General features: G+C 59.5%; 11 protein-coding genes and 1 pseudogene. 5 read left to right on the forward strand and 7 right to left on the reverse strand.

The annotated features are described in order from the left end of the window. Nucleotides 1-260 precede the first annotated feature (260 nt). The 3 genes from IM764_RS09150 (at nucleotide 261) to IM764_RS10570 (ending at nucleotide 1,400) form a co-directional block, all read left to right on the forward strand. The gene (locus tag IM764_RS09150) at nucleotides 261-599 is read left to right on the forward strand and encodes a hypothetical protein (RefSeq protein WP_228073720.1); all 339 of its coding nucleotides are present in this window, start codon (nucleotides 261-263) and stop codon (nucleotides 597-599) included. A 279-nt stretch (nucleotides 600-878) separates the two neighbouring features. Beyond that, nucleotides 879-986 (forward strand): hypothetical protein, encoded by a 108-nt coding sequence (locus tag IM764_RS10565; protein ID WP_370551581.1) that lies wholly within the window; start codon nucleotides 879-881, stop codon nucleotides 984-986. Between the two features lie 213 nt (nucleotides 987-1,199). Continuing rightward, nucleotides 1,200-1,400, forward strand: a complete 201-nt coding sequence (locus tag IM764_RS10570; protein WP_194187614.1) for a hypothetical protein — start codon at nucleotides 1,200-1,202, stop codon at nucleotides 1,398-1,400. 439 nt (nucleotides 1,401-1,839) lie between these two features. Here the strand turns inward: IM764_RS10570 and IM764_RS10575 are convergent. From IM764_RS10575 to IM764_RS09190, 5 genes and pseudogenes are all read right to left on the reverse strand, one after another. Beyond that, a pseudogene (locus tag IM764_RS10575) lies at nucleotides 1,840-2,385 on the reverse strand (PIN-like domain-containing protein). A gap of 249 nt (nucleotides 2,386-2,634) precedes the next feature. Beyond that, nucleotides 2,635-4,125, reverse strand: a complete 1,491-nt coding sequence (locus tag IM764_RS09175; RefSeq protein WP_194187616.1) for a DUF1846 domain-containing protein — start codon at nucleotides 4,123-4,125, stop codon at nucleotides 2,635-2,637. A gap of 92 nt (nucleotides 4,126-4,217) precedes the next feature. Next, complete coding sequence (gene katG / locus IM764_RS09180; protein WP_194187617.1) at nucleotides 4,218-6,422, reverse strand: catalase/peroxidase HPI; 2,205 nt, start codon at nucleotides 6,420-6,422, stop codon at nucleotides 4,218-4,220. A gap of 92 nt (nucleotides 6,423-6,514) precedes the next feature. Next, on the reverse strand, nucleotides 6,515-8,113 hold the full coding sequence (gene pabB / locus IM764_RS09185; protein WP_194187618.1) for an aminodeoxychorismate synthase component I: 1,599 nt from the start codon (nucleotides 8,111-8,113) through the stop codon (nucleotides 6,515-6,517). 68 nt (nucleotides 8,114-8,181) lie between these two features. Further along, entirely contained in the window at nucleotides 8,182-9,543 is a 1,362-nt protein-coding gene (locus tag IM764_RS09190) for a hypothetical protein (RefSeq protein WP_194187619.1), read from the reverse strand. Nucleotides 9,544-9,801: 258 nt separating this feature from the next. On the opposite strand from IM764_RS09190, the gene IM764_RS09195 reads away from it, so the two are divergent. Beyond that, nucleotides 9,802-10,326 (forward strand): peptidylprolyl isomerase, encoded by a 525-nt coding sequence (locus tag IM764_RS09195; RefSeq protein ID WP_099299266.1) that lies wholly within the window; start codon nucleotides 9,802-9,804, stop codon nucleotides 10,324-10,326. Nucleotides 10,327-10,460: 134 nt separating this feature from the next. Here the strand turns inward: IM764_RS09195 and crgA are convergent, their stop codons facing one another. Further along, complete coding sequence (crgA, locus tag IM764_RS09200; RefSeq protein ID WP_099299267.1) at nucleotides 10,461-10,736, reverse strand: cell division protein CrgA; 276 nt, start codon at nucleotides 10,734-10,736, stop codon at nucleotides 10,461-10,463. An 89-nt stretch (nucleotides 10,737-10,825) separates the two neighbouring features. Between crgA and IM764_RS09205 the strand changes: the two genes are divergently transcribed. Further along, nucleotides 10,826-11,515: an aminodeoxychorismate/anthranilate synthase component II gene (locus IM764_RS09205; RefSeq protein WP_194187620.1), complete on the forward strand. Its 690-nt coding sequence runs from the start codon at nucleotides 10,826-10,828 to the stop codon at nucleotides 11,513-11,515. 54 nt (nucleotides 11,516-11,569) lie between these two features. Here IM764_RS09205 and pknB read toward each other — a convergent pair whose 3' ends face one another. Continuing rightward, nucleotides 11,570-13,702: a Stk1 family PASTA domain-containing Ser/Thr kinase gene (pknB, locus tag IM764_RS09210; protein WP_194187621.1), complete on the reverse strand. Its 2,133-nt coding sequence runs from the start codon at nucleotides 13,700-13,702 to the stop codon at nucleotides 11,570-11,572. Between the last annotated feature and the right edge of the window lie 81 nt (nucleotides 13,703-13,783).

Below are 13,783 nucleotides of genomic sequence, written 5' to 3' on the forward strand. Positions count from 1 at the left end.
GGCATGTTCCAGATTTTCCCATCTACTCAGACGGAACAAAACCTGGGGCACTTCAACTACACACCAACAAGTGCGCCAATCGCCAAGGAATAGTCGTACAGTCAGGATGGTTGAAAGTTTCAAGCAACTAGAAGGAGACCTCTGTTATGTCTAGCTCGTCAGTTAGTACACGTTTGAAGAAGGCGCAGAAACGGTACCTGGGTAAGGCACCTAAACCCACCACAGGTGAAAACGTCGCGCGATATGCACTGGGCGGAATCATGACGTATGCAGGAATTTCGCACTTGACGACGAACCGCCAGGAGTTCCAGGCGCAGGTGCCGGACTGGATGCCGTTGGATGAGGACATCGTGGTGTTGGGCTCTGGCGTGGCAGAGATTGCGCTGGGTGTTGCCCTTGCCGCACTACCAGAACATCGACGCCCAGTCGGCGTAGCTCTCGCAGCCTTCTATGCAGCTATTTTCCCAGGTAACATCGGCCAGTACGCCGAGCGCAAGGATGGCTTTGGTTTAGACACTGACGGCAAGCGACTGGCCCGCCTGTTCGGCCAGCCGGCACTTATCGCTGCTGCTCTGAAGGCTGCGGGGTTGCCCAAGTAACGTCCGAAAACCTCTTCACCAAACTCACCCTCCCCAACGGCCAAGTTCTGCCGATTCGCATTGCGAAAGCAGCGATGGAGGAGCACATGTCAGGCTCGGGGCAACTACCTGATTCACGCCTGGTCACGTTGTATCGAACCTGGTCGCAGGGTGGTTCCAGGTTGTTGATTACGGGCAACGTCATGGTTCACGACGCAGCCATGACCGGTCCTGGTGGCGTCGTTCTAGACAAAGATTCCCCCATTGAACCGTTAGATCCAGCAGACGATTCAGCGATTCGTGGATACGGCCTTTCGCACGAAGGAAGCGGGATTTGATGGCGTGGAGGTGCATGCAGCCCATGGTTATTTGCTATCGCAATTCCTGTCTCCACTGGTCAACAAGTGAAATGATCAGTGGGTGGAAGCTTAGGTAGTGGTGCGCGCATGTTGCTGGAGATTGTGAAACGGATCCGTGCGCAGGTGTAACCCGAATTTGCGGTGACTGTGAAGTTGAACTCTGCTGACTTCCGGCGGGGTTGAAGCGGCGGGCATTGGTATCGCACTTGCCGTGGATTCTGACCTGCCAAATAGGTGGCAGACCAGCGGTGATGCTCGCGTCATGCTTGTACCGATCAAGATCAAGGATAAGGCGATTGCATCCGCTGCGTCCATGGCACGCGTACGTTTCCAGCTCCACAGGATGGGACTCGGACGGTCCACCGTGCCGAATTTCCCCGCATTGCTTGCATTCGCGTGGGACGTGGTGATTGATGCGAAGGATCGGCGTGAATACACCAAGTGGTTGGACAGCAGGCGCTAGTGGATCCGAATCCGTATCCCCTTTTTGGCAGGAGAAAAGGCAAAATGATTTCTCTCTATCGAACTCCGATAGCTAGTCGTCTGCATTCTCGAACAGAGTAACTACATCGTGAGGAACGACGAAATGCGTAGACTCTACCCCTATTTCATAAGCGGCATCCAGTAAAGCGGGAACTCCTACAGGAACTAGCCCCTCCTCTTGTAATTCTGCAGTAACTCGATTCACCGAGCGGGTAAATCCGCGAAGCATCTGGTTTTCATTTAGATCACCGAGCTCATACACCCGTGCTCGGCTGACCTTTCCGCCTTTCTTGTTTGCTTCTCGTATTACTTCTGCCTGGGTGTATCCATGGAAATTCAGCTCATCTAATATTTCGAGGACAGCATCTAGGGTCCAAGGTATATAGATAGCACCTCCGTCCCGAACTCGTACTATGTCTTCAACTGATTCTATGGTCCCCTGAGGCTCGCTCAGGAAGTTCAGACTCCAGCTTATCGCGGTCAATGTAACCAGGCGGGATGGAGGCTTCCACGCGCCTTTCGCCCTCGCTGACAGCGTCTGCCCAATCTTTTTCGGCAAGGGCTGAACCTACTGAACCTTCAAGTAAGTTCGCTAACCTCTCGAGTAGTTTATCGTCAGAGGTCGGAGAAGAGGCCAGGATGTTTGATGGCTGTTCTTCCACTCGTTCAAGCAGAGAATCGTAGAATGCGTCGGTTTCTAGCATGAGAGAAGCGCGCTCTGTTCTGGGCAATGCAATACTTTTGGCCCAGCGGGAGATAGCGTCCTTTGTGGAACCTTAATTTTTGGACAATGCGTTTCGTGCTTCTTTGGACGTACCTCCCAACCCAGATATGACTGATTGACGATTACGCCAGAATTCTCGTATCACCTGATGCGGCAAGAAGAGACGATTTGTCACCGCACCTAACACTTCTAGTAGATCATCTACGGTAGCTTCGTTATAGCGGTACAAATTCGAGAGCACATTGGTGTCAACAGAAACAATGCCAGCGCGGAGTGCCTCCTCTATCTCTGCTTTTCCGTGTATCCGATACGAGTCAAACCCGGTATACAAACCGCCCTGATCCGTTTCTTTTCCTAACAACTTTGGGTTACGCAAAATTAAAAATTAGCGATCGTATGTAGCAAGTTGCACACATCGACTAATTGAAGATCGCACAGATAAAAAAAGTACAAACGGGCAATGGAAAAACCGCTTTGGGAATGGCAAGACCTACTTCTGGTACAGCGTCTTCCGCGCGAACTTCGGATCGCAGGTGACCTGCGCCCCGAGGTTGCGGAAGACCTGCTCGTCCACGGAACCGAGAATGGTCGTGACGTGCACATCGCAGCCACGGAGGGACTTTAGATGCTTGAGCGCCTGCTCGGCCTCCGGACTGGTCTCCGCGGACACGCTCAACGCAATGAGCACTTCGTCTGTGTGCAGACGTGGATTCAAGCTGCCCAAGTGCTTGGTCTTGAGGCGTTGGATCGGGGCGATGGAGCCGGGGGAGAGCAGGTGCATGTCGTCGGGAATGCTCGCAAGATACTTCAGGGCGTTGAGCAACATCGATGACGAGCACCCCAACAACTCGCTGGTGCGACCCGTGATGATCGTGCCGTCTGGCAACTCGATGGCCGCGCCGGGCTGTTCCGTGCGCTGCTCCACCTCGCGGGCCGGGGCAACCACAGCGCGGTGATCAGCGGTGATGCCCGCCTTCGTCATCACCACAGCGGCACGATCGGACTGGGTGCTGTCCAAACCGCCGCGAGACTCGTCCACCAGTGCCTTGAAGTAACGACGGATGATCTCCTGACGGGAGGCTTCTCGGCAGGCCTCGTCGTCGGTGATGCAGGCACCGGCCATGTTCACGCCCATGTCCGTGGGGGATTCATACGGCGTAGTGCCGGTGAGGCGCTGCAACAACGTCTTGAGCAGGGGAAACGCTTCTACATCGCGGTTGTAATTGACCGTGGATTCGCCGTAAGCCGTGAGGTGGAAGTGGTCGATGACGTTGGCATCGTTGAGATCTACCGTGGCAGCCTCATAAGCCAAGTTCACGGGGTGCTCCAGCGGCAAGTTCCAAATGGGGAAGGTCTCAAACTTGGCGTAACCGGCGTTCACTCCACGCTGATGCTCGTGGAAGACTTGGGACAGGCACGTGGCCAGCTTGCCGGAACCAGGTCCGGGAGCAGTGACCACTACCAGGTCGCGGGTGGTTTCTGCGAACTCATTGCGGCCCAGGCCTTCCTCGGAAACGATCAGATCCATATTGGTGGGGTATCCCGGGATCACGCGGTGGCGGGCCACCTTGAGGCCCAGGCGCTCCAACCTGTCCACGAACGCGGCAGCCAGGCGGTTATCGTCCTCCATCTGGGTCAGCACAACATTTTCCGCGAGGAAGCCCCGGTCCCGGAAAACATCGATGAGGCGCAGCACGTCATCTTCGTAGGTGATGCCCAGATCCGCGCGCACCTTGTGACGCTCGAGGTCCTTGGCGTTAATGCAGATGAGGATCTCCACATCGTCTTTGATGTGATCCAGCATCGCGATCTTATTATCAGGTGTGAATCCAGGAAGGACGCGGGAGGCGTGGTGATCATCGAAGAGCTTGCCACCCATCTCCAAGTAGAGCTTGCCCCCGAGCTCCTGTCTGCGCTTTTGGATGTGCGCGGATTGGAGCTCAATGTACTTTTCCCGGTCGAAGCCGATGCGATTCACCATGGATTTGAAGCATAGCAATGGGCCCCGGGCGCCTCATATCGCGGAGGTAACCGCGAACGGGGAGCCCGAGGCTCATGAGGTGCTAGAAGAAACTAGCGGTGTAGGTCGAAGCGGTCAGCTTCCATGACCTTGACCCATGCATCAACGAAGTCCTGGATGAACTTCTCAGCAGCGTCATCTGCGGCGTAGACTTCAGCCACGGCACGCAGCTCGGAGTTCGCACCGAAGACCAGGTCAGCGCGGGTTCCGGAGAAGCTCTTGCCGGTGTGTGGGTTGGTGCCGTTGTAGCGGGTGGCCTTCTCGTCTGCCTTGGTCCACTCGTTGTCGATGTCCAGCAGGTTGACCAGGAAGTCGTTGGTCAGCTCGCCCGGACGGTCGGTGAGCACGCCGTCGTTGTTGCCATCCCAGTTGGCGCCCAGTACGCGCAGGCCAGCGACTAGCACGGTCAGCTCTGGAGCGGTCAGGCCCAGCAGGTTGGCGCGGTCCACGAGTACGTGCTCGGCTGGCAGGACGTGCTTGCCGGAATCGTAGTTGCGGAAGCCGTCAGCCAGTGGCTCCAGATAGTTGAAGGACTCGGTATCCACCTGCTCCTGGCGCGCATCGCCGCGGCCTGGGGTGAATGGCACGGAGATGGAGTTGCCAGCTGCCTCAGCAGCCTTCTCCACGCCCACGCCACCGGCCAGAACGATGAGGTCAGCCAAGGTGGCATCGATTCCGGTGGAGGACTTGATCTCGTTCAGCTTGTCCAGAACGCGGGATAGCTGAGCCGGGTTGTTGACCTCCCAGTTCTTCTGTGGCTCCAGGGCAATGTGCGCACCGTTGGCACCACCGCGGAAATCGGAGTTGCGGTAGGTGGAGGCGGAAGCCCATGCGGTGGAGACCAGCTCGGCGACCGTCAGGTCGGACTCAGCGATGGCCTTCTTCAGGGTCTCGATCTCAGAATCGGTGACCACGTGTGCAGGCGCATCTACCGGATCCTGCCAGATCAGGTCCTCGGAAGGAGCCTCTGGACCCACGTAGCGGGTCTTTGGCCCCAGGTCCCGGTGGATGAGCTTGAACCATGCGCGAGCGAAGGCATCCGTGAATGCTTCCTGGTCGTCCTTGAAACGACGGCAGATCTTGTCGTACTCAGGGTCGAAGCGCAGGGCGAGGTCGGAAGTCAGCATGCGTGGTTCGCGGCGTCCTTCACCGTGGGCTTCTGGCACCATGTCATCGCCGCCGCCGTTGACAGGACGCCACTGGATAGCGCCTGCTGGGGATTCCATTTGCTCCCACTCGTAGGCGTAGAGGATGTGGAAGAATTCGCCGTCCCAGCGAGTTGGGTGGTAGGTCCAGGTCACTTCTGGGCCGCCGCCGAGGGTGTCATTGCCGGTGGGGCCTACCCAGCCGATGCCCTGGTTTTCCAGGCCGGATTCCTCAGGGCTTGGGCCGATCTTGTCTGGGGTGGACGCGCCGTGGGTCTTACCGAAGGTGTGTCCACCGGCGATCAGGGCCACGGTCTCTTCATCGTTCATGCCCATGCGACCGAAGGTGTCGCGGACGTCCTTGGCGGACAGCACTGGATCTGGGTTGCCGTCTGGACCTTCAGGGTTGACGTAGATCAGACCCATCTGTACTGCTGCCAGTGGGTTGTCCAGCTCGCGGTCGCCTTGGTAGCGATCGTTGGCCAGCCACTCGGTCTCTGGTCCCCAGTACACTTCCTCGGCCTCGAAGGCGTCCACACGGCCGCCGGAGAATCCAAAGGTAGGAAAGCCCATGTCCTCGAGGGCAACGTTGCCGGCGAGGGTGATGAGGTCAGCCCAGGAGAGGTTCTTGCCGTACTTCTTCTTCACTGGCCACAGGGTGCGGCGTGCGCGGTCCAGCAGCACGTTGTCTGGCCAGGAGTTCAGGGGAGCGAAGCGCTGCTGGCCGGTGGAGGCGCCACCGCGGCCGTCGAATGCACGGTAGGTGCCGGCTGCGTGCCATGCCATGCGGATGTAAGCGCCACCGTAGGTACCGAAGTCTGCTGGGTACCAGTCCTTGGAGGTCTTCATCGCGGTGACGATGTCCTGCTTGACCTCGTCCAAGTTCAGGGACTCGAACGCTGCTGCGTAGTCGAAGTCCTTGTCAAGTGGGCTGCGCTCTGGGGCATCCCAGTTCAGCAGGTGCAGGTTGAGGCGCTCGGGGAACCAGCGCTGGTTCTGGTCGCCGGCGGTGGGAGGCGTGGTGTTGCCGTGTCCGAATGGGCACTGGCCTTCCGCAGCGGAACCCTGGGATTCGCCTGCGGGTACCTTCTTGCTGTCATCGACATCAGTCATGATTGTCTCCGTTTCGTCGTTTAATAGGTACAGTCTATGAGCTGGCTAGTTGTGGAAAGCAGCTGTTATTAGTCAGGTTAGCAAATCTGGCGTCACCGTTGCTGGCGCGTAGCGTGCAATCCCTGCAATAGGGCCTGAGATTTCACCACGACCTCGTCCCATTCCCCCTCGGGCGTGGAATCCGCCACAATTGCTCCGCCCACGCCGAAGGTGGACGCCCGCTCATTGCCCACCACCGTGCGGATAGTGATGGACAAATCGGCCGCGCCCGCGAAGCTCATCCAGCCAATGCATCCGGAGTACAACCCCCGGGCGCGCCGCTCCAGCGCCTCGATCAGCTCCATCGTCCGAACCTTCGGCGCTCCGGTCATCGATCCGCCAGGGAACGCTGCGGCAAGTACATCTACCGCCGAGTATCCTTCGGCCAGCTGCGCCTCCACCGTGCTGACGAGTTGGTGCACGTGAGAGTAGCTTTCCACGCCGAATAGGGTGGGCACCCGCACGCTGCCAGGTGCGGCAACCACGGATAGGTCGTTGCGCAGCAGGTCCACGATCATGAGATTCTCGGCGCGGTCTTTCGGGTTCGTTTCCAAATCTCGACGCCAAGCTCCATCCAATACCGCATCATCCGAACGCCCTCGCGTTCCCTTGATGGGCTTGGCGCTGATGGTTCCCTCCTCTGTGACTTTGAGGAAGCGCTCCGGAGACGCCGAGAGCACGTGCGTCCCCGCGAGATTCATATACGCGCCGTACGGAACCGGGCTGGTTGCGCGGAGCTGCTGATACGTGGCGAACGGATCCTCCAGCGCGGGCCCCTCCGCGGTGGTGGTCAGGCACAGCTCATAAGTATCCCCGGCGGCAATCGAGGCCTGTGCCGAGCGCACGCACTCGAAGTACTCCTCGCGGGAATGATCAAAGCGATAAACGGCAGACGAAGATGAAGGTGTGGCTTCTGCCGCTGATGCATGCGCGTCCGGCTGCTCCGCAGAACCCGCAGAAGCCAGCTCCCGAATCACAGTCTCCACCCAGTCCATCCACTCCCGTTGCTGTGCCGCCACTTCCGAGTGCGCAGGATCATTGCTGGTCAGAGCAAGAATATAGCTGCGGCTTTCCGCATGGTCTGTGATCACCGCCCGGTCCGCGAGCATCAGCATCGCGTCCGGATACTCGCTGCGGTGCGGACGTGGAACTGCCGTGGGGGACTGGCGGATGACCTCGCAGTGGTGCTTGAGCTCGTAGCCGAACGCGCCGATCCACCCCAGGTTGAAGCCCGAGGGGTTCGCACCCTGCGCCTCCCCGGAACCAGAACCCACCAGCTCCAGGCCAGCCCGCAGAACATGGAACACGCTACTGGGGGCGTTCACGCACGATCGCAAGTGCTCGGCCACGGGACTATTGCCGGTGATTGACCAGCTGGTGGCGTCGGAAGAAAAAGAAGAACGACCGGCGGCAACGTCAGAGGCGGGCGCATCGGTGATCCACAGACGAACCAGGGAGTTCAGCGGGCCGTCGGCGGGGCAAAGGATGGAGAACGTGCGGCCGTAGTGCTCGGATTGCTGGAGGGAGGAATCCAGCCAAATGCCCTCCTGAGCTGCTGATTCGCCACCATTGCCGACGATACGGCGAAACGCCGCCACACCAGGTGCAGCGGCGTCTACTTCGCGCAATTTCACGCGCCATGCATTGCTCATGGGCGCAGTGCGCCTCGCCAGAAACAGCGAGGATTTTCTACCGGGACAAGCTCAGCCATGAATACAGCTTAAAGGCGGTGCTTGCCACCCTCTGGATCCTGGTCGTCACCAGCAGCAGGGAACTCGGAATCGGTGCCGTGCTCGGTGGTGGCCTCCGCGTCCTTGGTCTCTGCATCCGCGCCCTCGGCGTGGTGCACAGCAGGAGCTTCAGGAGCCTCGGCGGACTTTTCCACACCCGGTGCTACAAAGCTGCCGGGAGCGCCTGGGGTAGCAGTTTCCTGGGTCTTAGCAGCGGTATCTGGAGCGCCGTCGCCAGTGTTAGCGCCCTCGGCCTGCTCAGTCTTGGCAGCCTCCGCAGCCTTGGACTTCGCCGCAGCGCCGGTGTTCGCAGGAGCGAAATCCTGCACCTTTGGAGAGGTAGTAGGAGCTGGCTTCTTGTTGCCGCCCAAGAACTTCAGCGCAGCAGCCACAGCAGCGGCCAGTGCGATGACAGTAACCACCACGCCCAGCTTGTTGGACTTCTTCTGCTTCTTCAGACCCTTCTGGGTCAGGATCTTATCGGCCTTCTTGCCAGCCTTAGCCTTGCGACGATCCACGTCCTTGGCGAACTGCTTCTGGTTCTTAGCGAAGGCCTTCTGGTTCTTCTTCGCGTTCTTCTTGGCCTGCTTGCGAGCCTTCTTCTGTGCAGCCTTCGCACGCTTGCGGGCCACGGCGGCACGTTCCTGTACCTTCTTTTCGACGCCAGCACCGCGCTCCTTGGCGGTCTCCAGAGTCTCGTTGCTGTAATCCTTCGCGGTGCTCAGCAGATCATTGCCGCGGGTCTGGGCAACCTCAGCGAAACCGGCGCCACGGGTGCGGGCGGTGTCTGTCACATCGGTGCCACGATCCTTGGCCTCGTCGAAGGCCTTGGCTGCGGCAGCGGCGAAAGTGCTGCCAGCCACAGCATCGCGACCAGCCTTGAAGTTCTTCTTCAGTGCCTTGCGCTCGCTCTTGGTGGCCTTCAGTGCGCGCTTGCGCAGCTTATCGGTCTGCTTCTTGGGCTTCTTCTTGTTGTTCACTCGATTGTCCTTTTCTTGAGCCGCAGCTTCGCGAGCAGCGGCGATATCCACGTAGGGGTGGTCTTCGTGCACAGTAGCGTCAGAGGTGGACACACCATGACGGCCGGGCTCGTCGTAAGCCAGAGCCAAAGCACGAGCCTTCTCCAGAGCCTTCGCTGCGCCCTCTTCCTTGCGCATGTGCTCCGCAACGGCGCGGATGTGCGCTGGAGAGTTAGCGATCAGCTCATCGCGCTCAGCATCCGTGAGCTGGCTGCGGCGCAGAGCATCAATGGCATCGAAGTCCTTGCGCTCCTGATCCTGCTTGTACTTCTTGAGCAGCGCTTGGGTCTGCTTAGCGCCGTTCAACACGAGCTTCACGCTGGCGGTATTCATGAGGTGCGGGCTCCTTAAGCGTCGCATGGTGTGCATTACAAAACTGAGAGTTTTATCGCGCGGGTGGATATATACCCACAACTGTCTTCCCATACTATGCAAAACCAAGGCACGAGGGAGCGGTACGCGCAAAACCCCAGTTCAGGTGGATAAGCACGACACGCCACCTGCGGGCAACTCTTGGGAAGGAGTGGAAAAGAGGCGAGGTGGCGTCGGGGATAAAAACACGCCACAGCACGCATCGGTACAATCGAACGCATGGCTAATAAGACTGCTACCGCAATTTTCCACACGAACCAGGGCGATATTGCCGTTGACCTCTTCGGCAACCACGCTCCTGAGACCGTCGCCAACTTCGTTGGCTTGGCGCAGGGCACCAAGGATTACAGCGAGCCCAACGCCTCCGGCACCAACGAAGGCCCTTTCTACGATGGCGCTATCTTCCACCGCATCATCGATAACTTCATGATCCAGGGCGGCGACCCAACCGGCACCGGCCGTGGCGGCCCGGGCTACCAGTTCGGCGACGAGTTCCACCCAGAGCTGCAGTTCGACCGCCCATTCCTGCTGGCCATGGCAAATGCCGGCCCAGGAACCAACGGTTCTCAGTTCTTCATCACCACCACCGCCACCCCACACCTGAACAACCGCCACACCATTTTCGGAGAGGTCACGGACAAGGAGTCCCAGAAGGTTGTGGCAAAGATCGGCCGTGTGGCTACCGACCGCATGGATCGCCCACAGGATGACGTGGTCATCGAGTCCATCGAGATCCAGGAGTAATTCCTCTTCGGGAATCACTTCAGCGTCCGGCGCTTTGTGCGCCCGGACATGCTAAAACCCGCTGCAGTTTGGACTCATCTACGTCCAAGGCAGCGGGTTTTTGTGTGTGCTCGCGCACGCCGCGAAGGGGAGCGCTACTTCCAGCCCATCGTCATCAACAAACCAACGATGAACAGGCCAAACCCGATCAGGTAGTTCCACGCGCCCAGCTCCTGGAACAGTGGGATCTGGTTGCCTGCGAGGTAGTTGACCACCAGCCAGGCCAGGCCCAGCAACATGAGGCCGAACATGATCACGAGGTACCAGCGTGGGGTGCCGCTGGAGTTCAGCTTCACTGGCGAGCGACGGTCTACGCTGCTAGCTGGGCTGGCGAAGTTGTCTTCGGTTGAGTTGACCTTTGACTTTGGCATTGACGTTGCGCACCTTCCGTTGTCTTCTACCGGGATCTTAGCAGCCTGCGTGGTGGACCTGCGGAATCCTCCCGCTAGAATCTATTGGCATGCGCATCCTCGTCATCGATAACTTCGATAGCTTCGTCTACAACCTGGTTCAGTACATCGGCCAGCTGGGATTTTCGGGCGAGGAATGCACGGTGTGGCGTAATAACGCCCCGGAGCTGGGGGAATCTCGGTCCGATTTGGTAGAGGTTCTTTCCTCGTTCGACGCCATACTCGTCTCCCCTGGGCCCGGCGACCCATCCTCTGCGGGGCGAACCCTCGAGGTGATCGAGGTGGCTGCGGAACTGCGTAAGCCTTTGTTTGGAGTGTGTTTGGGCCACCAGGCCATCGGGCAGTTCTTCGGTGGCACGGTGGTGCGAGCCAACGAGCTTTTCCATGGCAAGACTTCGCCTGTGCAGCATGACGGAACCGGTGTGTTGGTGGACGTACCCAACCCGTTCCGCGTGACCCGCTATCACTCTCTGACGGTGGATCCGGCAACCGTGCCGGATGAGCTGATCGTCACGGCACACAGCGATTCCGGAATGATCATGGCGATGCGCCACCGGGACCTGCCGATCCACTCGGTGCAGTTCCACCCGGAATCTGTGATGACGCAGTACGGTCACCGGATGCTGGCCAACTGGTTGGCAGAGGCGGGTAATCCCGTGGATGCGGAGTTGGTGGGGCGCCTGGAAGAGGAGCACCTCGCGGTGACTGGAGCGATCTCCGCCACCGCAGATATGCTCTAGGGCTGCAACGCTTTAGGGGTCACGCGATGTGAGGCGTGACCCCTCTTTTCATTGCTAGGGCAGCAGGCTGAACGTGTAGACGTCCAGGACCACATCGCTATTGCGATCCACCTTGTCACCTGCGTGGATGGACTGCTGGGCGATTTGGTCCACGCGGGCGATATCGTTTGTCTTCACGTCCTTGCGGGAAATCTGGCTAGCGCTGCCGCGCCATCCAGCTTCCTGCAGCAAGCGGAACGCGGAATCGTAGCTCTTGCCCTGCAAGCTAGGCATCACGAACTGGTTGCCCTTGGAGACTTCCAGCGTGATCTCCGAGCCCGGTGCTAGAGATTCGCCCTCGTTACTTGCGGAGATGACCTGGCCTTCCGGCTCAGTGGAATCCACCCGGTTGACCACCACGGTGAAGCCAGCGGACTCCAGGTTGGAGCGGGCATCTTCCTCGGACTGGCCACTGACGATCGGCACGCGAACGTTTTCCGGACCAGTCGAGACAGTGATGGATACCTTGGTCCCCTTGGACACCTGAGAACCCTGCGCAGGAGACTGCGTGATCACCGCACCGGCAGGCTGGTCATCGCTAGCTTCCTCCTGAACCTGAGAGTTCAGGGTCAAGCCAGCCTTGTCCAGCGCAGCGCGTGCATCCGAAGTGTTCATGCCCGTCAGATCCGGCACTTCGGTGATCTCCTTACCAGAGGAAATCACCAGTTTGACGTTGGTCCCAGACGGTACAGACGAGCCCGCCGCAGGTTCGGTGGCAATAGCGGAACCGCGGGGGATGGACTCGTGCGTGCGCTCGGTGACGTCATAGGAAAGCCCTGCGGATTCCAAGGCACTCTCGGCCTCTTCGCGGGACTTATTCGCCACATCTGGCACGGATACGCGAGTCTCCTCCGGTGCTGCCTGTGGGGTTTCCTCATTGGAGAGGAAGTTGTAGGCAGCCCAACCGCCACCACCGAGCAGTGCGAGCACCAGCAACGTCCAGAGGATAGGAACCCAGCGGCTGCGCTGGCGATCTTCGTCCTCGTAGTCATCATCGTCGTAGTACTCGTCATCATCGGCGTAATCGCCGGAATCGCCGTACCCATCGGCGGGGTAACCGGCCGGCGGTTGCCCGTTGCCGCCGGTGCCAGCAGCAGCGGCACCCGCGCCCATTGCGGCACCCGCTGCACCTGCGCCAGCAGCCCCGGCGAGGCCAGCGGCACGGTGGCGGGAACCTCCCGCAAAGTCATCGTCCGCATACTCTTCCGGCAACTGGTTATTGGCTGCGGGCATCACGGTGGTGGAGGGCTCGTCCGCGTCATGAGCATAGGCCTGAGCCACTAGTGGGAGTTGATCCTCGCTCAGGCGTCGAAGATCGAAAGCAAGCTGCTGGGAATCGTCATAGCGATCCTCCGGGCGCTTAGCCATGGCCGTGAGGATGATGGAATCCAACGAGAGCGCCTCGCGGTTGGAAAGATGCATCCCCTGGACCGTGCTAGGAGGGCGCGGATCATCCTTGACGTGCTGGAATGCCACGGAGAACGGGGACTCGCCCTCAAAGGGTGGGCGGCCGGTGGCCAACTCGTAGAACACACAACCCAGCGCGTAGATATCGGAGCGGGAATCCGCGGACTTGCCGCGCGCCTGCTCCGGGGAGAGGTACTGTGCGGTGCCGATCACGGCGGCGGTCTGGGTCATCGCCGCAGAAGAATCAGACAGGGCGCGGGCGATACCGAAGTCCATCACCTTCACGGCACCCGTGTTGGTGATCATGATGTTCGCAGGCTTGATATCGCGGTGGATGATGCCGGCCTCGTGGCTGAAGTGCAGCGCCTCTGCCACCTGCGACATCACCTTTGCCGCATCCGTGAGACTCATCTTGCCGTGCTCTTGGATGATGTCCCGCAGCGTTTCGCCATGCACGCGCTCCATGACGATGTAGGGCACCGAGCCATCGGATTCCGGGGTTTCGCCCGTGTCATACACAGCCACGATGTTCGGCTGGTTGAGTTTGGCGGCGTTCTGGGCCTCGCGACGGAAGCGCTCCAAGAATGTCGTATCGCGGGCCAGATCCGGCCGCATCATCTTGACGGCCACGTCGCGGGTGAGGAGCTCATCGGTCGCGGCGTACACGTCGGACATGCCGCCGGTGCCGATTTTGGCGTCTAGGCGGTAGCGTCCGCCCAAGAGAGTGCCGCGTCGGTCCACGTCTGAAGTCTCCTTGTGTACGTAGTTCTGGAATCGATGGTCAGGGAAATCGTCGCCATGCTTTGTTTGAAGCGCATGGGG

The organism is Corynebacterium sp. ED61 (genome assembly GCF_015233855.1).
Lineage (GTDB): Bacteria > Actinomycetota > Actinomycetes > Mycobacteriales > Mycobacteriaceae > Corynebacterium > Corynebacterium dentalis.